21 protein-coding genes are annotated in these 23,738 nt (G+C 72.4%); 7 read left to right on the plus strand and 14 right to left on the minus strand.

All coding sequences use genetic code 11. From position 1 onward, the window contains the following. Complete coding sequence (locus tag U5C87_RS03175) at nt 1-1,797, minus strand: thiamine pyrophosphate-requiring protein (protein WP_330475196.1); 1,797 nt, start codon at nt 1,795-1,797, stop codon at nt 1-3. Nucleotides 1,798-1,990: 193 nt separating this feature from the next. Between U5C87_RS03175 and U5C87_RS03180 the strand changes: the two genes are divergently transcribed. Beyond that, nucleotides 1,991-2,494 carry a MarR family winged helix-turn-helix transcriptional regulator gene (locus tag U5C87_RS03180; RefSeq protein WP_330475197.1) on the plus strand — a complete coding sequence of 168 codons (504 nt, stop codon included), beginning with the start codon at nt 1,991-1,993 and terminating at the stop codon, nt 2,492-2,494. A gap of 72 nt (nt 2,495-2,566) precedes the next feature. Here the strand turns inward: U5C87_RS03180 and U5C87_RS03185 are convergent, their stop codons facing one another. The 7 genes from U5C87_RS03185 to U5C87_RS03215 form a co-directional block, all read right to left on the minus strand. After that, nucleotides 2,567-4,447: a glycoside hydrolase family 3 protein gene (locus U5C87_RS03185; RefSeq protein ID WP_330475198.1), complete on the minus strand. Its 1,881-nt coding sequence runs from the start codon at nt 4,445-4,447 to the stop codon at nt 2,567-2,569. Between the two features lie 95 nt (nt 4,448-4,542). Next, nucleotides 4,543-6,165, minus strand: coding sequence for a glucoamylase family protein (locus tag U5C87_RS03190; protein ID WP_330475199.1), 1,623 nt, complete (start codon nt 6,163-6,165; stop codon nt 4,543-4,545). Nucleotides 6,166-6,197: 32 nt separating this feature from the next. Beyond that, nucleotides 6,198-7,106, minus strand: coding sequence for a carbohydrate ABC transporter permease (locus U5C87_RS03195; RefSeq protein WP_330475200.1), 909 nt, complete (start codon nt 7,104-7,106; stop codon nt 6,198-6,200). A 2-nt stretch (nt 7,107-7,108) separates the two neighbouring features. Further along, the gene (locus tag U5C87_RS03200) at nt 7,109-8,032 is read right to left on the minus strand and encodes a carbohydrate ABC transporter permease (protein ID WP_330475201.1); all 924 of its coding nucleotides are present in this window, start codon (nt 8,030-8,032) and stop codon (nt 7,109-7,111) included. A 4-nt stretch (nt 8,033-8,036) separates the two neighbouring features. Then, entirely contained in the window at nt 8,037-9,323 is a 1,287-nt protein-coding gene (locus U5C87_RS03205; RefSeq protein WP_330475202.1) for a sugar ABC transporter substrate-binding protein, read from the minus strand. Nucleotides 9,324-9,429: 106 nt separating this feature from the next. Beyond that, the gene (locus U5C87_RS03210; protein ID WP_330475203.1) at nt 9,430-10,482 is read right to left on the minus strand and encodes a LacI family DNA-binding transcriptional regulator; all 1,053 of its coding nucleotides are present in this window, start codon (nt 10,480-10,482) and stop codon (nt 9,430-9,432) included. 408 nt (nt 10,483-10,890) lie between these two features. Further along, nucleotides 10,891-11,229: a VOC family protein gene (locus U5C87_RS03215; protein WP_330475204.1), complete on the minus strand. Its 339-nt coding sequence runs from the start codon at nt 11,227-11,229 to the stop codon at nt 10,891-10,893. Nucleotides 11,230-11,317: 88 nt separating this feature from the next. Here U5C87_RS03215 and U5C87_RS03220 point away from each other — a divergent pair, with 88 nt between their 5' ends. The 4 genes from U5C87_RS03220 to U5C87_RS03235 all read left to right on the plus strand — a co-directional run bounded on the left by U5C87_RS03220 (nt 11,318) and on the right by U5C87_RS03235 (nt 15,318). Next, nucleotides 11,318-12,235, plus strand: a complete 918-nt coding sequence (locus tag U5C87_RS03220; RefSeq protein WP_330475205.1) for a sigma-70 family RNA polymerase sigma factor — start codon at nt 11,318-11,320, stop codon at nt 12,233-12,235. A gap of 76 nt (nt 12,236-12,311) precedes the next feature. Then, nucleotides 12,312-13,325 carry a patatin-like phospholipase family protein gene (locus U5C87_RS03225; RefSeq protein WP_330475206.1) on the plus strand — a complete coding sequence of 338 codons (1,014 nt, stop codon included), beginning with the start codon at nt 12,312-12,314 and terminating at the stop codon, nt 13,323-13,325. A gap of 145 nt (nt 13,326-13,470) precedes the next feature. After that, entirely contained in the window at nt 13,471-14,493 is a 1,023-nt protein-coding gene (locus U5C87_RS03230) for a Y-family DNA polymerase (RefSeq protein WP_330475207.1), read from the plus strand. A 33-nt stretch (nt 14,494-14,526) separates the two neighbouring features. Beyond that, entirely contained in the window at nt 14,527-15,318 is a 792-nt protein-coding gene (locus U5C87_RS03235) for an arylamine N-acetyltransferase family protein (RefSeq protein WP_330475208.1), read from the plus strand. A 4-nt stretch (nt 15,319-15,322) separates the two neighbouring features. On the opposite strand, the gene U5C87_RS03240 is transcribed toward U5C87_RS03235, so the two are convergent. The 3 genes from U5C87_RS03240 to U5C87_RS03250 all read right to left on the minus strand — a co-directional run bounded on the left by U5C87_RS03240 (nt 15,323) and on the right by U5C87_RS03250 (nt 17,396). Next, entirely contained in the window at nt 15,323-15,730 is a 408-nt protein-coding gene (locus U5C87_RS03240; protein ID WP_330475209.1) for a VOC family protein, read from the minus strand. Then, complete coding sequence (locus tag U5C87_RS03245) at nt 15,720-15,842, minus strand: hypothetical protein (protein ID WP_330475210.1); 123 nt, start codon at nt 15,840-15,842, stop codon at nt 15,720-15,722. The genes U5C87_RS03240 and U5C87_RS03245 overlap by 11 nt, the downstream gene beginning before the upstream one ends. 129 nt (nt 15,843-15,971) lie before the next feature. After that, nucleotides 15,972-17,396, minus strand: coding sequence for an esterase/lipase family protein (locus U5C87_RS03250; RefSeq protein ID WP_330475211.1), 1,425 nt, complete (start codon nt 17,394-17,396; stop codon nt 15,972-15,974). Between the two features lie 170 nt (nt 17,397-17,566). Here U5C87_RS03250 and U5C87_RS03255 point away from each other — a divergent pair, with 170 nt between their 5' ends. Continuing rightward, nucleotides 17,567-18,199: a hemerythrin domain-containing protein gene (locus U5C87_RS03255; RefSeq protein WP_330475212.1), complete on the plus strand. Its 633-nt coding sequence runs from the start codon at nt 17,567-17,569 to the stop codon at nt 18,197-18,199. Between the two features lie 144 nt (nt 18,200-18,343). Here U5C87_RS03255 and U5C87_RS03260 read toward each other — a convergent pair whose 3' ends face one another. The 3 genes from U5C87_RS03260 to U5C87_RS03270 are packed head-to-tail and all read right to left on the minus strand — an operon-like array spanning nt 18,344 to nt 21,955. Next, nucleotides 18,344-19,546, minus strand: coding sequence for a benzoate/H(+) symporter BenE family transporter (locus U5C87_RS03260; RefSeq protein WP_330475213.1), 1,203 nt, complete (start codon nt 19,544-19,546; stop codon nt 18,344-18,346). Nucleotides 19,547-19,553: 7 nt separating this feature from the next. Next, nucleotides 19,554-20,354 carry an inositol monophosphatase family protein gene (locus tag U5C87_RS03265; protein WP_330475214.1) on the minus strand — a complete coding sequence of 267 codons (801 nt, stop codon included), beginning with the start codon at nt 20,352-20,354 and terminating at the stop codon, nt 19,554-19,556. 23 nt (nt 20,355-20,377) lie between these two features. Continuing rightward, on the minus strand, nt 20,378-21,955 hold the full coding sequence (locus U5C87_RS03270; protein WP_330475215.1) for a hypothetical protein: 1,578 nt from the start codon (nt 21,953-21,955) through the stop codon (nt 20,378-20,380). A gap of 508 nt (nt 21,956-22,463) precedes the next feature. Here U5C87_RS03270 and U5C87_RS03275 point away from each other — a divergent pair. Beyond that, nucleotides 22,464-23,660: a GNAT family N-acetyltransferase gene (locus U5C87_RS03275; protein WP_330475216.1), complete on the plus strand. Its 1,197-nt coding sequence runs from the start codon at nt 22,464-22,466 to the stop codon at nt 23,658-23,660. Nucleotides 23,661-23,738 lie beyond the last annotated feature (78 nt).

Here is a 23,738-nt window from a genome sequence, read left to right on the forward strand (position 1 = left end):
TCACTCACCACCCTTGAGGCCGGGTACGACCTGCTGGGCCTTCATCTTGACGCCCTGCTTGATGAACCCCCAACGGTCCTCGTCGCCGTGGAGCACTGCGGCGGCGGTCGCCTTGGCCTGCTCCATCGTGGCGTGCGGCGGGATCGGCGGCACGTCGGGGTCGCAGCGCACGTCGAGCACCGTGGGCCGGTCGGCGGACAGCGCGGCGTCCCAGGCGGGGCCGAGCTGGTCCGGGTCGTCGATGTTGACCCCGACGAGCCCGAGGCTGCGGGCGAAACCGGCGTAGTCGACGTCGGGGAGGGTCTGGCTCTCGGCGAACTTCGGCGAGCCCTCCATGGCCCGCATCTCCCACGTGACCTGGTTGAGGTCGTTGTTGTGCAGGACGGCCACGACGAGCCGCGGGTCGGTCCACTGCTCCCAGTAGTGCGCGACGGTGATGAGCTCGGCCATCCCGTTCATCTGCATCGCGCCGTCGCCGACGAGGGCGATGGCCGGGCGGTCCGAATGGGCCCACTTGGCTCCGATGGCGTAGGGGACGCCCGGCCCCATGGTGGCGAGCGTCCCGGAGAGCGAGCCCAGGATGTCGCCGTGGAAGCGCAGGTTGCGGGCATACCAGTTGGCGGCGCTGCCGGAGTCGGCCGCGACCATGGCGTCGCTCGGCAGCCGGCTGGAGAGCTCGGCGAAGATCCGCATCGGGTTGACCGGCTCGGCGTCGTTCATCGCCCAGGTGTCGACGGTCTGCCACCAGTCGTCGACGTTGCCCTCGATCTCCTCGCGCCAGGAGCGGTCCTCCGTGCGCTCCAGGAGCGGGATGAGGGCCTGGAGGGTGGCCTTGGCATCGCCGACGAGGTTGAGCTCGTAGGGGTAGCGCATGCCGATCCAGGCCTCGGAACGGTCGATCTGCACGGCCCGGGCCTGCTCGAGCGGCGGCATGAACTGGGTGTAGGGGAAGTTGGACCCGACGGTGAGCAGCGTGTCGCAGCCCATCATGAGGTCGTACGAGGCGGTGGTGCCGAGCAGGCCGATGGAGCCGGTGACCCAGGGCAGGGTGTCGGGCAGCACGTCCTTGCCGAGCAGCGCCTTGGCCGCGCCGGCCCCGAGGAGGTCGGCCACCTCAGTCAGCTCGGCCTCGCAGCCGCGGGCCCCTTGCCCGACGAGCATGGCCACCTTCTGGCCCGCGTTGAGCAGGTCCGCGGCGCGGCGCACGGCCTCGTCGTCGGGACACGCGGTGGCGCGTGCGGTGCCGACGCTCGAGGGCACCATCTTGAAGGCGTGGCCGGGCGGGGTGTACTCGAGCTCGAGCACGTCGGAGGGGAAGATGATGCAGGTCGGGGCGCTGCGGGCCCGGGCGATGCGGATGGCGCGGTCGATGAGGTTGGGCAGCTGCTCGGGCACGGTGCACATCTGCACGTAGTCGGAGCAGACGTCCTTGAAGAGGGTCGTGAGGTCGACCTCCTGCTGGTACGACCCACCCATGGCGCTGCGGGCCGTCTGGCCGACGATGGCCACGACCGGCACGTGGTCGAGCTTGGCGTCGTAGAGCCCGTTGAGCAGGTGGATCGCGCCCGGGCCGCTCGTCGCGGCGCAGACCCCGACCTCACCGGAGAACTTCGCGTAGCCGACGGCCTCGAAGGCGGCCATCTCCTCGTGGCGGGCCTGGACGAACTGCGGGTCGTCGTCGGCCCGCCCCCAGGCGGCGAGCAGTCCGTTGATCCCGTCACCGGGGAAGCCGAACACCTGGCGCACGCCCCAGTCGCGCAGCCGGGAGAGAACCACGTCGGCAACCTGCTGGGCCATCTCGATCTCCTTCGTCGTCGACGAGCCGTGGACCGGTTTCGGGCGACGACCGCGTGGGCCGCCTCGCACTCGGTGGAGCCGGTCCGCGGCTCACGTCCTGCGAGTCCCCCGCCAGCGGCGCCCGACGAAGATCTCAATTCCTTACTACGCGCAACTGTTGCAGATTGCAAGTGTTGCGCGAGAGACTGGTGCGGTGCCATCCCGTCCCCGCATCGAGCCTGCCGACAGTCGCCTACCCGGAGAGGACGAGGTCGACGCAGTTCTCGACGCCTGTCGTGTCCTCGTGGCGGTGACCGCCCGGTCGATGGCGGCCGCGTCCGAGGTGACCGACCTGCTCCACCTCCGCGTGCTGGTGGTCCTCTCGAGCGGCCCGCCCCTCTCCCTGGGCGCCCTCGCCGACGCGGTCGGCATCCACCTCACCCGCGCGAGCCGGGTCTGCGACCGCCTCGTGACGCGCGGACTCGTCGACCGCGCCGACGACCCCGGCAACCGCCGCCAGCTCGTGCTGCGGCTCACCCCCGCCGGGCACGAGGTCGTCGAGGAGGTCATGCGTGATCGGGCCGAGCAGGTCCGCCCGATCCTGGCCCGGATGACGCCGGAGGACCGTCGCACCCTCGTGACCGCGTTGGGCCGGTTCGCGCACGCCGCAGACGGACTGGACGCCCACGACCTGTGGGCCCTCGGCTGGCGCAGCTAGCAGCGTCGGCTCACGGCGCTTCGAGGTGAGAACGGGGTCGTATGCCGCCCGCCACCACCTCGACCCGCGCGGTCAGTCGGTGGCTGGGCGCAAGCCGTGGCCGAAGGGAAAGAGCGGGTCGTCGTAGCCCGGCACGTCCTCGCCGTGCGCGCGGACCTGGTCCATTGAGCGGGGCAGGTCGAACGGCAGCCGGCCGACCGGTGCGTGGACGCCCCGCAGCGCGTCGACGAGGGCGGCGTCGCTCGTGCCGTAGCTCGCCACGACGGTCGTCGCGACGGGCAGCAGCGGGGTGAGCACCGCCGGCCGGTCGAGCACGACGTCGAGGACGAGCGGGCACTGCGCGGCGATCCGGCCGAGGCGGGCCACGAGTCCCGGCGGGAAGTCGAGCGAGCCCTGGTGGAACCACGACTCGAGGAAGAGGTCCGAGCGCGGGTCGAACGGAGCTGTCAGTCGCACGACGGCGACGTCGGCGTCCTCGGGCCGCTCCACGACCCGCCCGAGGCGGGCGGCCGCCTCGGGCGACACGTTCTCGACGTAGACGGACAGCCCGTCTCGGAGCGGGAGGGTCGCCTCGGCGCACGTGACCGTGGCACCCGGGGAGCGCACGCCGGCCGGGGCGCCGTTCTGCAGCACGGTCACCGAACGGGCCTGCGCGGCATACCCCTCCTCCCGGAAGTCGTCGCGGCCCACGATCGCCGCGGCAGCGTCCTCGTCGACGTAGGGGTCCTCGAAGAGGCCGAGGCGGAACTTCACGGCGAGGATGCGGCGGGCGGACTCGTCGATGCGCGCCTCGGTGACCCGGCCCTGGGCGACGAGGTCGAGGAGGATCTCGACGCACTCCTCGCCGCCGAACTGGTCGGCGCCGGCCTCGAGAATGAGCTCCATCCGGCCGTGCGGGTCGAGGTGCTCGACACCCCAGGCGCGCGCCGGGAGCACCTGGTCGCCGACGTGGTTGTCGTTGACGAGCTCCCAGTCGGTGACGACGACGCCGTCGTAGCCGAGCTTCTCGCGCAGCAGCCCGGTGACGACCTGCTTGTTGTAGCCGAAGCCGATCGGCTCGATCTCGACGCCGTCGACGACGAGGTCGACCGGCATGCCGTAGTAGGGCATGATTCCGGCCGTGCCGGCCTCGATGATCGGCGGGAACGGCTTGAGGTGGTCGGCGAAACGCCCTCCGGGATAGACCTGCTCGCGGCCGTAGGGGAAGTGCGCGTCCTCGCCGTCCTTCTGCGGGCCGCCGCCCGGGAAGTGCTTGCTCGTGCACGCCACGCTGTCCGACCCGAGCGAATCGCCTTGGAAACCCTTGAGATACGCGACCCCGAGCTCCGTCACGAGGTCGGGATCCTGGCCGAAGGTGCCGGCTTGGCGCGCCCAGCGCGGCTCGGTCGCGAGGTCGAGCGTCGGGTGCAGCGCCGCGCGGATGCCGACGGCGACATACTCCTGGCGCGCGATGTCGGCGAAGCGGCGCACGGCGTCGGCGTCGCGCAGCGCCGCGAGCCCGAGCGGCTCGGGCCACTGCGAGAACGCGCCGGCGGAGAAGGAGACGCCGACGTTCTCGATGAACGCGTGCCGCGGGTCGGTCGAGACGGTCACGGGTATGCCGTGTGGCGTGCGCTCGGCGAGCGCCTGCAGGGCGTTGCTCCACCGGGCCGCCATGCGCGGGTCGTCGAGCGCGTGGACGTTGAAGTGGGTGAGGTGCTTGTCCAGCACGACGGCGCTCGTCGGGGACTTGCTGATGTTGCCAGGGTGCTCGAGCACCGTTCCGTCCGTGCCCGCCTCGATGACGGTCTGGAACATGAGGCCGACCTTCTCCTGGAGCGAGAGCCGGCCGAGGAGGTCCTCCACCCGCTCCTCCACGGGCAGCCGGGGGTCCTCGTAGGGATCCATCCGGCCGTTGCCGTTGAGGTCGCGGTAGGCGACGCCGTCCTCGGAGGTGGAGAGCTCGGGGCGCACGGGGTGGTGCCTTTCGTCGTGAGGGGACCGTGGCCGCCCGACCGGTCCGGACGGGCGGCCACGTGGTGTGGGGCTCGGGTGGTGGGGCCTCGGGGTCAGGCGACCGGGTCGGCGCCGAACTCCTCGGCGCCGATGACGGGACGCAGGGCGCGCTCGACGGCCTTGGTGCTGAAGGCCCGACGGAGCACGTCGTTGCCGAGCACGTTGCCCGCGGCGCCCATGACCATGGCCTGGTCGAGCGAGAGGTAACGGCGGGCGACGGTCCCCGACCGCACGGCCACGGCGTCGAAGAAGCCGCCACGCTCGTAGGAGTCGAAGTCGGCCTTGAGGTTGGCGAGGTTGGTGAAGGCCTCGTCCGGCTCGTGCATCATCGCGAGGAACGCGGCGTGCGGGGTGACGACGCCGTCGCCGTAGGTCGGGTTCGGGTTGGTCGCCGCACGGCAGTCGCCGAAGCCGGGGTCGTAGTTCGTGCTCTCCTGGTCGGACATGTAGCCCGTCGGGTTGAGCCCGAGCGCGTCGACGCCGTACTCGCGGTAGCCGCCGGCCGGGTTGCTCGACGGGCTGAAGCCCCAGTAGCCGTAGCCGGCGTCGAGCAGGCCGTGCTCGCGCTGCGCCCGCACGTGGAGCGGGTGGTTGCGGCCCCACGAGCGCGGCGCCCAGGCGGCCTCGTCGACGAAGACGTCGGGCATGAGCTCCTCGAACATCGAGCCGCCCCAGCCGGGCACGATGTGCATGCCGCGGTAGGTGTAGGCGCCCTCGTAGACGTCGAGGCCGTAGTACGTGCGGTTCTCGCCGACCGGCTGCATCTCGTGCCAGGACCAGTCGCACGTCGCCGGGAAGGTGCGCCACATCGCGAAGTACTGCTTGGCCGGGATCTGGCCGGTGATGATGCCGAGGTAGCTCGTGATGCGGGTCTCGGACACGGTCGTGTCGTAGTGGTGCGTCGTGAGCCAGACGGGGTCGCCGCCGATGTGGGTGCCCTGGTAGGTGCCGCCGGGGCGGCCGTCCTCGTAGGGGTAGAAGCCGCCGTGGATGAGGCCGCCGGCGCGGACCTGGTGGGCCGGGTCGCTGTTGTCGTTGTAGAACGCGTCCCAGCGCATGCGCTCGAAGATCCGCTTCGCCCACGGCGCCGCGGCCCGGTCCGAGCTCTGCACGACGAGCAGCGCCGCACCGAGCCAGCCGTTGTCGACGCTCGAGCAGAACGGGACGACCTTGTCGCCGGAGTCGGGCCACGTGTGCAGCGCCTTGGCCGTCGCCTCGTCGTACCAGTTGTAGTACATGCCGCTCGGCGTGTGGTGCTCCATGCGCTCGACGGTCTTGAGCGTGCGGATGAGCCGCGCCGTGGCCTCGCCGCGGGTGATGATCCGGAGCTCGCGGGCGGCGATCGTCGACCAGAGGTAGCCACCGATGTTCGTCGGCGACGTGTAGCCCGAGCGGTCGCCGGCCGCGAGCGACTCGGGGATGTTGTCGGCGGGCAGGCCGGTCCTCGGGTCGGTCATCGCCACGAGGCTGCGCCACGTGTCGGCCGCCCAGGTGCGCACCGTGGCGCTCTCGAGCGGGCGGACGGCGGACGCACCCGACCGCAGGAAGGCGGGCGCCCGGCCCGCGCCGGTGGTCGACGCGGAGGCCGTGGGCGCGAGGGCGAAGGCGGCGATCGAGGCCGCCCCGCCGACGAGCATCGAGCGACGGCTGGGGGTGTAGAGCTTCTTCTCGGACATGGTGCAGTGCTCCTGTTTCCGGGTGGGGAGGCCTACTTCAGGCCGGTGGTGGCGATGCCCTCGATGAACCGCTTCTGGAAGATGAGGAAGACGACGAGGATCGGGATGATGACGACGGTCGCGCCGGCGAGCAGCAGCCCGTAGTTCGTGCTGTTCTGGCCGGTCGAGTAGAGGGCGAGGGCCACCGGGAGGGTGTACCTGTCCTCGGACTGCGCGACGACGAGGGGCCAGAGGAAGTTGTTCCAGCTGCCGAGGAACGTGAGGATCCCGAGCGTCGCGAGCGCGGGACCGCACAGCGGCAGGATGATCCGGAAGAAGATGCGCAGCTCGCCCGCACCGTCGACGCGGCCCGCGTCGAGCAGGTCCTTGGGCAGCCCGAGGATGAACTGGCGCATGAGGAAGACGCCGAACGGGCTGACGAGGAACGGCAGGAACAGGCCCGGAATCGTGTCGATGAGGCCGGCGTTGGCGACGAGGACGAAGAGCGGCACGAACGTCACCACTCCGGGGATCATCAGCGTGCCCATGACGGCGGTGAAGATGACCTTCTTGCCGCGGAAGTCGAGCATCGCGAGGGCGTAGCCGAGCATCGAGCAGAAGATCAGGTTGCCGGCCGTCACGACGACGGCCACGACGATCGAGTTGGTGAAGTACTGCCCGAAGTTCAGCTTGCTGAACAGCTGCGTGTAGTTGTCGAGCGAGGCGCTCTCGGGCAGCCACGTCGGCGGGACCTGACGCAGCTCGCCCTCGCCCTTGAAGCTGCCGAGCACCATCCAGACGAACGGCGCGATGACGGCGACGAGCGCGACGGTCAGCACGAGGTAGAGCCACCAGCGGCCGCCCTGGCTCGAGCCGACCATGCCGGACCCGGCGCGTCCGGTCGGGCTCGCCTTCGGCGCCGGCGCGGGGCCGGTGGGCCGCGGTGCGGTGTCGACGGACATGGTCAGGTCCTCTCTCGGAGCAGGCGGAACTGGAGGGCCGTGACGATCGCGATGACGACGAAGATGAGGTAGCTCATCGCCGACGCGAGGCCGTAGTTGCCGAAGCCGAACTGCTGGTAGGTGTACATCGACAGCGAGATCGTGCTGTTCAGCGGACCACCCTTGGTCATGACGAACGGCTCCTCGAAGAACTGCAGGTAGCCGATGGCGGTCGTGACCATGACGAAGAGCAGGGTCGGGCGCAGCAGCGGCATCGTGACGAAGCGGAACCGTTTCCACGCGCCGGCGCCGTCGATGGCCGCGGCCTCGTGCAGCTCGGCGGGCACGGCCTGCAGGCCGGCGAGGAAGATGATCATCGCCGTGCCGAAGTTGCGCCACGACGCCATGAGGATGAGCGAGGGCATCGACCAGTTCGGGTCACCGAGCCAGTTGGGGCCGGTGATGCCGACCCAGCCGAGCGCGGTGTTGATGAGGCCACCCGGGTCCTGCAGGAGGAAGCGCCACACGACGGCCACCGCGACGATCGAGGTGATGACCGGCATGTAGAAGCCGAGCCGGAAGATCGCGCGGAAGCGGGTGATCCCCTTGTCCAGTGCGACCGCCGCGGCGAGCGCGACGACGAGGGTCAGCGGCATACCGACGAGCACGAAGTAGGCCGTGTTGCCGGCGGCCTTGCGGAAGGTCGGGTCCGACAGCGCCTTGGTGAAGTTGTCGAGCCCGATGATGTTGACGCTGAAGGGATGTCGCAGGTCGCGGGCCTTCGTGTCGGTGATGCTCATGAAGAGCGACTGGATCACCGGCCACGCCGTGAAGGCGAGGAAGAGCAGGCAGAAGGGGATCGCGAGGATCCAGGCCGCCCGCCCCTCCCGCCGGCGGGACGAGTCGTCCCGCCGACGGGTGCCGGCCGTGCCGGTCTGGACGGTCATCGGACTACAGACCCGTCCCGATGGACTCGGCCTGCTGCTGGGCCGTCTTGAGTCCCTGGGCAGGGTCCTCACCGGTCTTCGTGATCTTCTCCAGCTCGGTGTCGAGACCCTTGACGGCCTGCTCCCACGTCGGGAACGACGGCGGCGCCTTGGCGGTCTCGAGCTGCTTGCCGAAGACGGCGAGCTTCTTGTCGGCGGCGAGGGCCGGGTCCTGCCACGCGCTCTTGACCGACGGCAGGTCGGTGGAGATCGTGTACCACTTGGCCTGGACCTTGGGGTCGGCGAGCCACTGGACGAACTTCCACGACGTGTCGCGGTTCTTCGTGTTCTTGAAGACGACGAAGTTGGAGCCGCCGACGAACGAGGACGACCCGGCCGAGCCGGCGGGGATCGGGGCCACGTTGTACTTGTCCTTGAAGCCGGCGCCGCCGACCTTCTCGACCGCGGACATCATCCACGGACCGGAGATGAACATCGGGACCTTGCCGCTCGCGAAGTCGGGCTCAGTCGTCGGAGTCGCCGGGGCGCTCTTGTTGGAGATGCCGTCGGTGAAGAAGGACTGGTAGTACTGCGTGGCCTTGAGCATCGGGGGGCTGTCGAAGTTGTAGGCCTTGCCGCCGTCCTTGGTGAGGTCGGCGCCCTCGCTCCACGCGAACGGCATGAGCGTCTGCCAGGAGCCCTCGCCGCCGGCCTGCAGGCCGATGCCGTACTGCGCGCCGGCCTTGGTCTGCATGGCCTTGGCCATGTCGTGCAGGCCCTGCCAGTCGGTGGGGGCGGCGTCGTAGCCGGCCTTCTTGGCGAGGTCGGTGCGGTAGAAGAGGACGCGCGTCTCGACGTACCACGGGATGCCGTAGGAGGTGCCGTTCACCTCGGTCGTCTTCTGCGCGCCCTCGAAGAAGGCGCTCTTGTCGACCTGGGCCGGCGTCGGGTCGAGGGCGTCGCTGCTCGCGAACTCGCCCATCCACGTCGTGCCGACCATGGCGACGTCCGGCGTCTTGCCGGCCGTGATCGCGGTCGTGAACTTGTCGTGCGCGGCATCCCACGGGATCGCGGTCACCTGGACCTTGACACCGGGGTTGGCGGCCTCGAAGTCCTTGGTCAGCGTGGACAGCTTGTCGCCTTCGGCACCCATCGCCCAGACGGTGATGGTGCCGGTCGCCTTGCCCGTGCTGACGGCGGCGCCGGTCTGTCCGGCCGTGCTGCCGCCGTTGTCGGCGCTGCGACCGCAGGCGGTCACGGTGAGGGCCGCGGCAGTCATGCACGCGACCGTGATGGCTGTGGTGCGTCTCATCGGTGTCTCGCTTTCTCGGGTGTTCTCCGACGGCTGTGTCGGGGGGGTGTGGGGGGTGGGGTGGGGATCGTGGACGCCTGGGGTCGGCGTGGGCTGGGGGAACGGGTCAGCGGCCGGCGCAGCCGCAGGAGCCGCGGATGACGACCTGGGTCGGGAGGATCTGCGGCTCGAGCACGGGCTGGCCGCCCGAGACGCGCTGGTGGAGGCGGTCGGCGGCGATGACGCCGAGCTCGTGGACGGGCTGGCGCACCGTCGTCAGGCCGGGGCGGACGTAGCGGGAGGTCATGACGTCGTCCCAGCCGACGACGGCGATGTCGCCGGGGACATCGCGGCCGGCGTCCTGCAGGTGGGTCATGATCGCCAGGGCGAGCTCGTCGTTGGCGCAGACGAGGGCGTCGGCGTCGATCTCGCCGGCGAGGATGCGCTCGGCGACGGCCTCGCCCTCCCCCTCGCGGAACGGGACGCGGACCGGCGGGGCGGGCTCGAGGCCGCGGGCGCGGTGCGCGGCGACGAAGCCGGCGTGGCGCTCGGTGATGTCGGGGGCGCCCTCGGGGTCACCGGCGAAGACGAGGCGGGTGCGGCCGTGCGCGAGCACGTGCTCGGTGAGCTGCTCTGCGCTGTGGGCGTTCTCGGCGCGGACGCTCTCGATGCCCTCCTGCGGCGCGCCGGCGATGATGACGACGGGCTTCTGTCCGTGGAGGGCGCGGGCGACGGCCGGCGGCATGGCGGCCGAGCCGAGCACCGCGATGGCGTCGACGTGCGTGGCGAGCTGGCGGACGGCGCGGGCGAGGTCGGCCTTGCCGTCGGTGAGCATGAGGGTGACGCTCTGGCCGAGCTCGGCGGCGCGCGACTCGAAGCCCATGAGCAGCTCGGAGTAGTAGGGACCGGAGAGCTCGGGGAGCACGAGCCCGTGCGCCTCGTGGTGGCGCACGGCGAGGCTGCGGGCCGCGCCGAGGGGCACGTAGTTGAGCTCCTCGACGGCGTCGAGCACCTTCTGGGTGGACTTCGCCGAGACCGTGCCGGCGCCCTGGAGCACCCGCGACACGGTGGCGATCGAGACGCCGGCGCGCTCGGCGACGGAGTAGATCGTGGCGCCGACGGACGCGGTCTGGACGGGGGCCGGTGAGGATCCACCGCCGTGCTTGCGTGCAGTCGCCACGGGTCCCGCCTCTCGCGTCTCGTCGTTGAGTGATGTGCCGCTCCGGCTCCCCGAGTGGGGCTCCGAGAATCTTGTAAGCGCTTACATCTGCCTTCCCATAGTGCACAGGTCGGACGCGTCGCGCAAGGCCCGACCGCCGCGGCGGACAGCGTCGAGGGGCCGGACGGGGTGTCGTCGACACCCTGTCCGGCCCCTCCTCACGCACGCCACTCGATACCCGCTGGCGTATGCCGTCACGCCACGTCGCGCACGTCAGCTCGGTTGCGCTGGCGGTCGTCCAAACCGTTGCCGCACAGTCGAACTCATCGACCAGCACGCGACGACGTCGGTCGCGGCGGAGGAGGGGACGCGGGCACCTCGGCGGGCGGACGGCATACGCCATGGGTGGCGTTCGGGACGCCCGCGAGATCAGCCCTGCATCAGGCCGATCATGTTGCCGTCGGCGTCCGCGAGGACCGCGACGGTGCGGCCGCCACCGACGTCGGTGGCCTTCTGCTTGACCGTGGCGCCGGCCTCGACGAGGGACGTCACGGTCGCCCCGAGGTCGTCGACCGACCAGTACGGCGTGCCGCCCGTCAGGCCCTTGCGGTGGCCGTTGGGATCGAGGGCGATCTCCTGGCCGTCGACGTTGTAGCCGACGTAGTAGGGCTGGTCGGTGTGCGGCTGAGCACCGAGCAGGATCCCGAAGACCTTCTTCGCGGCGTCGAGGTCGGCGACGGGGTAGATGAGGGTGTTCACGGCGGACATCGGTCTCTCCTTGCATCGTGCGGTGTCACATCGGGTGGCACCGGCTCGTCAGTGCTATGACGGACCACGACCCGAGGATGTGACGACGATGGACGAAAGCCCCCGCGAGCAGTGGCTGGCCCGCGACTTCGAGCAGCAGCGACCGCGGCTGCGCGCCGTCGCCTACCGGGTGCTCGGCTCGGCGGCCGACGCGGACGACGCCGTGCAGGAGGCGTGGCTGCGCCTGAGCCGCAGCGACACGAGCGAGGTGGACAACCTCGCCGGGTGGCTGACGACCGTCGTCGGCCGGATCAGCCTCGACATGCTGCGCTCCCGCGGCTCCCGGCGCGAGGACAGCTGGGACGCAGGCCTGGCCGACCTCGTCGGAACCGGCGAGGCCCGCGTCGAGACCGGTCCCACGGCCCACCACGCGCCCGACCCGGCGAGCGAGGCCGAGCTCGCCGACAGCATCGGCCTGGCCCTGCTCGTCGTCCTCGACACCCTGGCCCCCGCCGAGCGGCTCGCCTTCGTGCTCCACGACCTCTTCGGCATGCCGTTCGAGCAGATCGCCGACATCGTGGACCGCTCCCCCGCCGCCACCCGCCAGCTCGCGAGCCGCGCGCGGCGACGCGTCCGGTCCGCCGACGCCGCCGAGACGAGCCCGGCGCGCACGCGCCAGCGCGAGGTGGTCAGCGCCTTCCTCGCCGCGGCGCGCGGCGGGGACTTCGCGGCGCTGCTCGAGATGCTCGACCCCGACGTCGTGCTCACGGCCGACGAGGCCGCCACGGCGATGGGCGCCCCGGCGCAGCTGCGCGGCCCGGACGCCGTGGCCCAGCGCTTCAACGGCGGCGCGAAGTCGGCGCGGCTCGCGGCCTTCGACGGCGGGGTCGGCGCGGTGTGGACGCTGCACGGCGAGCCGCAGGTGGCGTTCCGCTTCACCGTCGAGGGCGACGTCGTCACCGGCATCGAGATGGTCGCCGACCGGGCCAGGCTCCGGACCATGGAGATCTACTACCTGCCGTCCTGACCGTCGAGACGATCGTCACCGGCTCGACCTCACCGACCCGCGCGCGGGCCGCTGCGGAGGGTCGTATCGTCGGGGTGTGGCAGAGGGGATGCGTGCGGCGGTCGTGCTCGGATCGGGCGGGGCCCGTGGCTACGCCCACATCGGGGCGCTCGAGGTGCTCGCCGAGCGGGGCTTCGAGGTCGTGTCGATCGCCGGCACGTCGATGGGCGCCCTCGTCGGCGGCGTCGCGGCGGCCGGCAAGCTCGGGCCCTACACGGAGTGGGCGCGCAGCCTGACCCAGCGCGAGGTGTGGCGGCTGCTCGACCTCAGCATCACCTCGCCGAACGGCGCGATCCGGGCCGAGCGGATCATCGCCAAGGTCGGCGAGATCCTCGACGGCGCGACGATCGAGGGCCTGCCCATCCCCTACACGGCCGTCGCGACGGACATCAACGCGCGCCGCGAGGTGTGGTTCCAGCGGGGCCCGGTGGAGCACGCGATCCGGGCGTCCATCGCGATCCCCGGCGTCATCACGCCGGCGGTCATCAACGGGCGGGTGCTCGTCGACGGCGGCCTCATCAACCCGATCCCCATCGAGCCGACCGCCGCCGCCTCGGCCGACCTGACGATCGCCGTCTCGCTGTCGGGCATGCGCGCCCCGGGCGGCCCGACGACCCCGGTCAAGGAGTCGTCCGAGCCGGTCCCGCGCCAGGAGTGGACGACTCGCCTGCGCCGCAGCGCCACCGACGTGCTCGAGTCCGAGCGCTTCCGTTCCATCACGAGCCGGTTCGGCGGGCACTCCCGCGACCTCGACCCCGAGCACGCGCAGGCCCCGGCCCTGCCGCCCGAGGCCCTCGACGAGCTCCCGCAGACGCCGACCGACGCGCTCGTCGTCAGGTCCGCCGACGTCGGGCTGCTCGACCTGCTCAACATGTCGTTCGACACGATGTCGGCGCTCATCTCGCGCTACCGGATGGCGAGCAACCCGCCGGACGTCCTCGTCACCGTGCCGTCCAACGCCGTGCGCACGCTCGACTTCCACCGCGCCGCGGAGATGATCGAGCTCGGGCGGCAGCTGACCACCGAGGCCCTCGACCACGCCGGCTACTGACCCGTCCCGAGGGAGGGGCGGGGCGTGATGCTGCGGATGGTCCTGCGATCGGTGTGGTGATCACCCCACCGGTCGCAAGACCATCCCGCACTTCATCCCGGCCATCGCCCCGGCGGCTGTCGGTTCCGGGGTCGAGACTGGGCTCGTGGTCCTCCTGCACGCCGACGCCGACGCCTTCCTCGCCTCCGTCGAGCAGCGCGACGACCCGACGTTGCGCGGTCAGCCGATCGTCGTCGCCCACGAGGTCGTCGCCTGCCCCTCCTACGAGGCCCGTGCCCTCGGCATCCACGCCGGTATGCCGGTGCGCCAGGTCCGGCGCCGCTGGCCGCAGGTGCTCGTGACCGGCTACCGCACCGAGGCCTACGAGGAGGCCTCGGCCCGGCTGTTCGAGATCTTCCGCCGCTTCACCCCGCTCGTCGAGCCCGGCTCTGTCGAGGAGGCCTTCCTCGACGTCACGGGACGCGACCGCGGCGACCCTCGCGGACTGGCGGTCGCCCTGCGCGCAGCCGCGCGCACCGAGGTGGGGCTGCCCGTGTCGGTCGGGATCGGTCGCACCAAGCTCATGGCCAAGCTCGCCAGCCGCCGCGCCAAGCCCGACGGTCTCGTCGTCGTCGACGCCGAGCTCGAGGCGCGCGTGCGACCCCGGCTGCGTCTCGACGAGCTGTGGGGAGTCGGACCCACCACCTACGAGAAGCTCCACGCCGCAGGCCTTTTCGTCGTCTCGGACCTCGACAGTCTCGACGAGGACGACCTCAAACGCATCGTCACCACGGCGATGGCCCGACGCCTCGTCTCCATCGCGCGCGGCACCGACGACGCCACGATCCGCCTGCCGCAGCCACGACGGTCGGTGAGCACGAGCCGGTCCTTCGCCGCCACGCGGACCCGCTCCAAGGTGGTCGCCGTCCTCGACGAGTGCGTCGACCGTGCCGTCACCCGGGTGCAGGGGCTCGACGACCCGCCTCGGCTGCCGAGCCGGCTCGAGGTGCTCGTCCGCTACGACGACGGCGCCCAGGTGCTCGAGCGCGGACCGCTCGAGGCCCCGACCCTCGACCCCGCCACCCTGCGGGCCGCGGCCGGGCACCTGCTGGAGCGGACGGCATACGAGAGCGACGGGCGCGGCGTGACCCTGGTCGGCGTGACGCTGCCGCTACCCGCTCCCGCTTGACCTCAAGGGGGCTCGAAGTCGCAGCATGAGCACGTGACCCCACCGAATGACGCCCTGACCACCGCCGAGGCCGGCGCCTACCTCGCCCGGATCGGTGTGACGGCCCCGGAGGCACCGACCCTCGCCGCGCTGGCGTCGCTGCACCGCGCGCACCTGCTCAGCGTGCCCTTCGAGAACCTCGACGTGACGCTCCGGCGGCAGATCCGTCTCGACCGGATCTCATTGCTGGACAAGGTCGTCGGTGCGCGGCGCGGCGGCTACTGCTACGAGCTCAACGGCCTCTTCGCCCTGCTGCTGCGCAGCCTCGGGTATGCCGTCGACCTCGTCTCGGCGCGCGTGGCCACCGCGGAGGGCGGGCTCACCGACGAGTTCGACCACGTCGCGCTCGTCGTGTCAGGCGGCAGCCTGGACGAGTCCGTGCTCGCGGACGTCGGCTTCGGCGCCGGGTTCATCGAGCCGCTGCCGCTGCGCGACGGCCTCGGGCGACGTGAGCGCGACCACGACGTGGGGCTCGAGCGACGAGGGGACGCGTGGGCCTACCGCGAGCGCGAGGCCGGCGAGGACTGGCGCGACCGGTTCGTCTTCACGGCCACCCCGCACCCGCTTGCGGACTTCGAGGAGCGCAACGTCTGGCAGCAGACGTCGCCGGAGAGCCACTTCACGCGCTCGCGTCTCGCCTCGGTGCTGACGCCGACGGGGCGCATCACCCTGAGCGGCGACCGGCTCATCACGACCACGCACGGGCGGCGCGAGGAGACCGTGCTCGTCGGCGAGGACGCAGTGACCGCCGCCCTGGGCGAACACTTCGGCCTCGTCGTGCGGTGAGGGCTCAGCCCCACGCGTCCTTCGTCGGCCGGCACAGGCAGAAGGGGTGGCCGGCGGGGTCCGCGTAGACGCGGAAACCGCGCTCGGGGCCGGGCTCCGGCGGGTCGACCGGGTCGAGCGCCGTGCCGCCGAGGGCGAGCACCCGCTCGTGCGCGGCCGCGATGTCGGTGACGACGAAGTCGAGGTGCGCCTGCTGCTGGCCCCGGGGCCAGTCGGGCGACGTCTGGTCGGGCGCGACCTGCGTGGCGATGCGCGGGCCGTCCCACAGCACGTTGAACCAGTCGCCGTCGGGGTCTGCGTCGACCGTGCCGCCGAGCAGGTCGGCGTAGAACTGCGCGACGCCGGCCGCGTCGGCGCAGTCGAGCGCGACACAGTCCCAGCCGATCTTCGGTGCAGAGGTGTCAGTGGTCATGCTCCGACCCAACCACGAGCCGCAGACACCACGTCGTGCGCCTGATCGCGCGGGAGATCGCGCCGGCGGTGTCGCCATGGCGCAGCGGGCGCGCGATCAGGCGCAGGATCACCAGTTCGGCGTCGCGCCGCGGCTCGCGCGGCAGATCGCGCGGGAGATCGCGCCGGAGGTGTCGCCATGGCGCAGCGGGCGCGTGATCAGGCGCAGGATCACGAGCGCGATGGCCGGGCGTGGGCCTGGTTCAGCGGGGCGGCTCGGGCCATACGAGGGTCGTCGAGGTGACGGGGCGGACCGTCGAGGTGGGTCCCGACCCGGCGAGGGTGACCGAGTGCGTGCCGGCGGGCAGGTCGGCGAAGGTCGCGACGCCGTGCCCGTGGCGCAGCGTCGGCTCCGCCGCGGCGAGCACCTTCCCCTTGGCGTTGCGCACCGTCACGGTCACGGCCTTGTGCGGCGGGTCGGCGCCTGGGTCGTCCGACTCGAGGTCGAAGGCCACCTTGAGCGGCTGCCCGGGCGTGACGAGGTCGGGCACGACGGCGCGCACGCTCGCATCGGTGATCTCGCGGCGGCGCACCGGCTGGGCCGTGAGGATCTCCTGCACCTGGTCGAGGACGAACTGGTTGCACTGGAGGTTGGTGTGCTGCTCGGGCACGCGCACCGCGAGGTTGGTGTCGAGCGCCTCCCCCAGCCCGACGGCCCCGGTGAGCGAGACCGTGCCGTCGCCGTAGTCGTTGTCGCTCCCGAAGGTCTGCGACGTCACCGCGTGACCGTCCTGGAAGGTGACCGTGGTCTGGCTCGGCTGGCGGATGCCGACGACCATGTGGGTCATCGTGCGGCTCGCCGGACGTGCCACCTCGGCGGCCTGCAGGTCGGTGTGGAAGGTCATCGCGTCTGTGACCATCGCGGTGCTGACGTTGGGCACCGACACCTCCGTCGTCTTGGACCAGCCCCCGGCCCCGTCGGAGATGCACGCGTACTCCGGGAGGAGCTGGAAGAGCGAGGGCATGCTCCGGGAGAAGGCGGTCAGGTCGATCGACAGCGGGCCGATCCCCTTCTTGACGCCGTTGACGAGCTGCTCCAGCGCATCGGTCGCGCCGCGCCAGGGCGTGCCGAGGGTGATCAGCTTGCGCGTCACCTCCGCGCCACCGCACTTCTCGATGTACCAGCGGGCGACGAGGCCACCCATGGAGTGGCAGATGAAGACGACCTTGGCGTCGGCATACGCCCCACCCTGCGCGCGCAGCCGCTCGAGCGCGGGCTCGACGACGGTCCCCAGCCGCTCGCCGTTGTAGCGGTTGGAGAGGCGCCAGTCGTAGGCGAACGGGATGAGCGTGGCCGGCTTGCCGCCGGTCCCGCGCTGGTAGCCCTGCTGCTCCAGCGCGTCGACGAGCACGTCGTAGCCCCGGATCGGCGTCCAGATGCCCGGGAGCACGTGGACGTCCGGCATCAGGCCAACCGGCTCGACCCCGTCGTCGGGGTGCCCGTCGCCGATGCCCTCGGGCAGCGCCTTCTTGAGGATGGACTGGCCGCCGGTCAGCAGCTTCCAGACCGCTCCGGCGCTCGGGGCCCAGATGAGGTTCTCGCTCGCGGGCGAGCCGTCGTCGCCGCGGACCCCGAGGGTGCTGCCGGTGATGCCCGGAAGCACCACGACCAGGTCGTTGCTCGTCATCGCGAACCACCCATCCGTGCGTCGGTGAACTCTCCCGACCAACGGTGGCACCACCGGGGCGCGGTGATACGCGAAACGACGAAGCCGGGCGCAACCGGGCCTACGCGTACATCGGGTATGGATGCGGCACAGTGGATCCGGAAGCCTCCGGACGACAGAAAGGCCCCTTCGTGGACATCACCGACGTCATCCTCCGCCAGCACGACGAGCAGCGACGGATGTTCGCCATGCTCGAGGAGTGGCCGCGCGACGACCACGAGGGCCTCGCCGCGATCTGGAAGCGCCTCGAGATCCTCCTCGAGACCCACGCCGAGGCCGAGGAGCTCTACTTCTACCCGGAGCTGCTGCGCATCGGCACGGGTGGCGCCGACGCCGAGTCCGTCGACGAGGAGGTCGAGGACGCCGTCAAGGACCACAACGACATCCGCAAGTCCGTGCGCAAGGTCGGGCGCTGCCGCACCGGGTCGGACGCGTGGTGGACCGCCGTCGTCGACGCCAACGTGCACAACAGCGACCACATGGGCGAGGAGGAGCGCCAGGACCTCGCCGACTTCCGGCAGCGCGCCAGCCTCGAGCTGCGCCACGAGATCGCGGTCCAGTTCCTGCGCTACGAGGCCGTGCGCTGGGCCGAGGGGATCACGCCGAAGGACAAGGACCCCGAGCGCTACGTGGCGGCGAAGAAGACGAGCAAGGCCTCGGCCACCGCCAAGAAGGCGGCTCGCGACGCGAAGAAGGCCGCGAAGACGGCGCCCGCGCGTGCGGCGAAGTCCAAGAAGGCCTCCGCCGGCGCCTCCGAGGAATGACCAGCTGCCGGGAACTGGGCACTCGACTCACAGATCACGTCGAGTGCCCAGTTCCCGACGTGAGTTCGTGGGCACTCGACTCACAGATCACGTCGAGTGCCCAGTTCCCGACGTGAGTTCGTGGGCACTCGACGTCGGGGAGGGTCAGCGGCGGCGGTGGTCGAGGCGGAGGGCGACGAGGACGAGGACACCGGCGACGAGGCCCCAGAACGCCGCTCCGATCCCGGCGACCGTGACGCCCGAGGCCGCGACGACGAGCGTCACGGCGCCCGCCTCCCGCGACGACGCGTCCCCGAGCGCGGATGCCGCGGCGCCCGCGAAGGTGCCGAGCAGCGCGAGCCCGGCGATCGTCTCGATCAGCCCCGGCGGCGCGGATCGCGCTGCGGCCGTGACGATCCCCGCGAGCGGTCCGAAGGCGAGGTAGGCGAAGCCGCAGGCCACTCCGGCGACCCACCGGCGGCTGCGGTCCGGGTGCGCCTCGGGTCCGGCCGCGAGGGCCGCCGAGATGGCGGCGAGGTTGATGGCGTGCGCGCCGCCGAGGGCGCCGACCGCGCTCGCGCCGCCCGTGTAGAGCAGCGGCGCGCGCATGCCGGGGCGGTAGCCGAACGACGCGAGCACCGCCGTGCCGGGGATGTTCTGGCTCGTCATCGTGACGATGAAGAGCGGGACGGCCACGGCGAGAAGGGTGGTCGCGTGCCAGGTCGGCGCGACGGCGACGATCGACGGTGCGGCCGTGGCGAGGTCGAGGCGGCCGAAGACGCCCTGCACCGCCATGACCACGAGCGCCGCGACGAGGGCGCCGACGACGGCCCAGCGCCGCGCGACCGCGACGAGGACGAGCCACGTCAGCATGACCGGCGCGATCGCGGCCGGCGAGGCGACGACCGCCCGGAAGGGGGCGACGCACAGCGTCAGCAGCACGCCCGCGAGCATCGCGCTGGCCAGCGGGGTCGGGATGCTCTCGACGAGCCGCTCGAGCGGCCGCAGCAGTCCGCACAGCGCGAGCAGCACGCCGCACACGACGAAAGCGCCCACGGCAGAAGCGAACCCACCAGCCGGCACCGTCGCGGCAGCGAGCAGCGCGGCACCCGGCGTCGACCACGCCATGGTGATCGGCATGCGCAGCCGCCACGAGAAGAGCACGCAGCCGAGGCCCATCGTCACGCACAGCACGAGCAGGCCCGACGCGGCCTGCTCCGGGCTCGCGCCGACCGCGCGCAGTCCCGTCAGGACGACGGCGAACGAGCTCGTGAAGCCGACGAGCCCGCACACGACGCCCGCCAGGACGGCGTGCCCCGTCGAGCCGGTCGAGCCCGTCGAGCCCGTCGAGCCGGAACGTGAGGTCACCGAGACCTCAGGGCAGGTGGGCGCTCGAGGCGAGCGCACGGCATACGTGGTCGTATGCCGTGGGGCTCCCGGCGGCGACCAGGCCCGGGGGCGCGGTGTCGCGAGGTGAGTACGTGACGCCCTCGGTCGTGCCGAGCAGGCCGCCGGCCTCGGCGAGCAGGAGCGAGCCGGGCACGTGGTCCCACGGCGCGGCGGACGCGTAGAGGATGTAGTCGGCCTCGCCCTCGACGAGCTTGGGGTAGTCGATGCCGCACGACACCCACGTCAGCGTCATCGGCTGCAGCCCGGCGAGGGCCTGCCCGATCCACGCCCGGCGCGACGTGCGGCCACGGAGCGCGTCGTCGCCGCGCTCGGGGACCGTCAGGCGCGTCGTCCCGTCGGCGTCGTGGCGCCACGTGCCGCTGCCGCGCTCGGCGACGTAGCCGACCTCGTGCTGCGGCTGCCAGATCCAGGCCCGCACGGCCTCGCCGTCCACCGTCTCGCTCACCATGACGGCGTGGTCCTTGGAGCCGTGGACGAAGTTCTTCGTGCCGTCGACGGGGTCGACGGTGAACGCGTGGTCGGCGGCGGCATAGCGCTCCATGAGCGCCGGGTCGCCCGCGAAGGTCTCCTCGCCGAGCACGACGGCGTCGGGGTAGGCGGCGACGAGAGCGGCGGTGATGAGCACCTCGGCCTCGCGGTCGGCGTCGGTGACGAGGTCGCCCGGCCGCTTCTCGTGGATCTCGCCGTCGGCGAGCGCCCGGAAGCGGGGGTTGATGACCTGCTCGGCCACGTCCTTCAGGAGGCTCAGCACCTCGTCCGTCTGCACGGCTCCAACCTAGCGACTCGGGCTCACCGCTCCGGGTGCAGGTGCTCGGGCACGGCGAGCCACCAGCCGAGGACGCCGCGCGCGATCTCCGGCATGGCCCGCGGGTCGGGCCCCGGCTCCGGCAGCGCATCGGCGAGGGCCGTCAGCAGGTCGCGCCGCCGCCGCATGCCGAGGACGTAGACGAGCCCGCGCAGCAGCTCGGCGTGCGGGTCGCCGGCACCGGTCGCGATGACCTCGGCGACGCGTCGGGCGAAGGACGCCTCGCGCTCTTCACGCCGACGGCCCGGCGGCTCGACGACGTTGCCGACGACGTAGCCGGCCTCCATGGCGACCGTGGGCGGCGTGGCCTGAGACAGCGCGACCCGCTCGAAGAGGTCGAGGTCCTCGAGCTGCCCCATCCAGGTCAGGACGGTCGCGCTCTCGTGGGCGGCGACGTGGTCGTCCCGGGCCATCGCGTCGGCGAAGGCGGAGGCGTGCACGGTGCCGATGATCGAGGCCTGCGGCGACAGCATGAGGATGCACAGGGCGTTGGAGCGGTCCTCCTCGTTCGTCTCGCCGAGCGCCGTCTGGAGGAGGTCGCCGAGCACGGGCTCACCAGCGGCGGCCCGTCCCTCGCCCGCCTCGAGCACCGCCCGGATGCGCTGGTGGGCCTCGCGGATCGCCTGCGACGTGATGGCCCGCCCGTCGCGGATGATCGAGGCCGCGACGCGCCGGTCCTCCGCGGTGAGGACCGTCGCGACCCGGTGGCTGCCGGCCGGGCCGAGGGTGCGCACGAGGTTCGCGGCTCCGCGGTGCACGAGGTAGGGCTGGTCCGGGTCGCGCAGGTGCTGCACGGCGAGACGGATGGCCTCGAGCCTCGTCTCGGGCTCGAGGCGGGCGCCGCGCACGAGGGTCGTCAGGACGATGAGGCAGGCCCGGAGCGAGCTCGCGTTGGTCGGGGCGCGCAGCTGGTCGAAGAGGACCGAGAGCGCCTCCGGGTCCCGGGTGAACTGGAGCAGGCTGAGGGTGTCGTTGTAGAACTGCGCGTCCGGACGGGCCACGACCTCGGCAGCCAGGCGGGCGACGACGGCGCCGCTGCGGGGGTGCCCGGCGAGCCGGGCGAGCGCCTCAGCGCGCTGGGCGTAGTCGAGCTGGAGGCCGAGGCCGAGCTCCTGGAGCAGCCGCCGGAAGAGCCGCTCCCAGTCGGACGTGCGGACGAGCACGTGCGGCATCCGGCCGAGGCTGTCGGAGAGGCGGTCCCAGTCGAGACCGGTCATCCGCTCGTCGCCGAGGGCCCGCTCGAGCAGCGTCAGGGTCGCGTCGGCGTCCGGGTCGGTCCGCGGGGGCAGCGCGGCCGCCGCCCGGATCGGGTGCCGCGACCGGGCGAAGAAGTCGACGGCCGCGAGCAGCTGGCCCTCGGGCAGCTCGAGCACCGACTCGTAGCGGCGCACGAGCTCCCGGGTGACCTCGACGCCGCCGTTCTCCCAGCGGCCGACCTGCGCGCGGTGCACCGGCGCGGCCCGGCCGGCTCCCTGGGCGAAGCCCGCCGCGCTGCGCAGGGCCGGGTCGGCCGCGTGCAGCCGGGCGTTGCGCAGCACCCACTGCACCTCGTCGCTCAGCACGAGGTGCTCCCCCGGTTGCAGAGCGCGAGCGCGCGGGGTGTCCGACGACGTGTTGCGCGCGGGACGAAGGTGCGCAACCCGGGGCAGACACGGCATACGACGTTCATAGGGTGGCTCCGAGCCCGATGCTCAGGGACGGGAGCCGGCGCCAGGGGGAGGCTCCCGTCCCGCTCGGGCAGCCCTGTGCTCCAGGCCCGCTCGCACGCCTGTGCGACCCCTGTCAGCGACCTCACCGCAGCCCCCTTCACGCGGCCGGCGGCGTCTGCCGCGCGGTCCGCACCCTCCCCCGAGTTGCGTCCGTCGAGCCGGTGCGCAACAGATGTTCATCGCGTCGACCCATTGGGTACGGTAGGGCTCGGAACGCAGCCTGTGGAGGGGAAGCGGGCCAAAAGGACCGGGAGCCACATGGTGGCTCCCGGTCCTTCTCGTTTGCGCCGGCCCCTTCTGGCCACGCCGGAGCGGACAAACCGCGGTGACGAGGGCGTATGCCGGCTGGCAGGCTGACGCCGTGACCGACACCTCCCAGCCGCCCGCCGTGACACCCGATGTCGCACCCGCCGTGAAGCCCGACGTGCCCGTCCTGACCGACGGGGTCGTGACCCTCCGGGCGCACTCGGTCGAGGACGCCGACGCGATCGTCGAGCAGAGCACCGACCCGGACAGCCTGCGCTGGACGACGGTCCCGCGGCCCTACGGCCGCGACGACGCGCTGGGCTGGGTCGAGCACAACCTCGCCGCCTGGGGCGAGCCCGGCGCCACGCGCTCGTGGGCCATCGAGTGGACGGACGACACGGGCGCCGCCCGCTACGGCGGCACCATCGACCTGCGCCCCGGCGCAGCGCCGTCGGCCGGCGAGCTCGGCTTCGGGCTGCACCCGGACGCCCGCGGCCGCGGCCTGATGTCGCGTGCCGTCCGGCTCGTCGTCGCTTACGCCTTCGCCAACACCGTCTGGGGCGCGCCCGTCGGCCGCGTCCACTGGCGCGCCGTCGTCGGCAACTGGGGCTCGCGCCGGGCCGTGTGGGCGGCCGGCTTCACCTTCCACGGCACGGTCCCGGGCAGCCACCCCGACCCGGAGGGCGGCCCCGAGGCCCTCGACACGTGGACCGGCAGCATCACGCCGGGCGACCCGCTGACGGCGCGGACGCCGTGGCTCGCCCCGACCGAGATCATCGGCGAGCAGGTGCGCCTGCGGCCGTGGCGACCCGACGACGTCGACGCCATCGAGCCCCGCAACGACCCGGACAACTGGATGCCGGCGCGCTCGATCCTGCGCCGCGAGACCTTCCCGGCCTGGCTGCTGACGCGACAGGAGCGGATGTCGGAGGGGACGGCCCTCGACTGGTGCGTGGCGGACCTGGCGACCGACCGCGCCCTCGGCAGCGTGACCCTCTTCAGCCGTGGTGGCCCCATCGGCGACACGGCCGAGCTGGGCTACCAGTTCTTCCCGAGCGCGCGCGGCCGCGGCGCCGCCAAGGAGGCGGCCCGGCTCGCCGTCGCCCACGCGCTCGCGCCGGCGGCCGAGGGCGGCCTCGGCGTGCGCCGCCTCGTCGCCGAGACCGCGGCCGACAACGAGGCGAGCAACGCCGTGCTGCGCTCGGTCGGCTTCACCTCCTTCGGGCGCGAGCACGCCGTCGACCGCCTCGCCGGCGGCGGCTGGGGCGACGGCCTGCACTGGGAGCTCCTGCCGCCGGGTGCCAGCGACTGACGCGACCACCCTGCTGCCTCGGCCGGTCGACGCGACCGGCCGGGGCGCCCCTGTCGGCACCCGTCCGGGTATGCCACC

Source organism: Terrabacter sp. C0L_2 (assembly GCF_036352015.1).
In the GTDB taxonomy this organism is placed as follows: Bacteria; Actinomycetota; Actinomycetes; order Actinomycetales; family Dermatophilaceae; genus Terrabacter; species Terrabacter tumescens.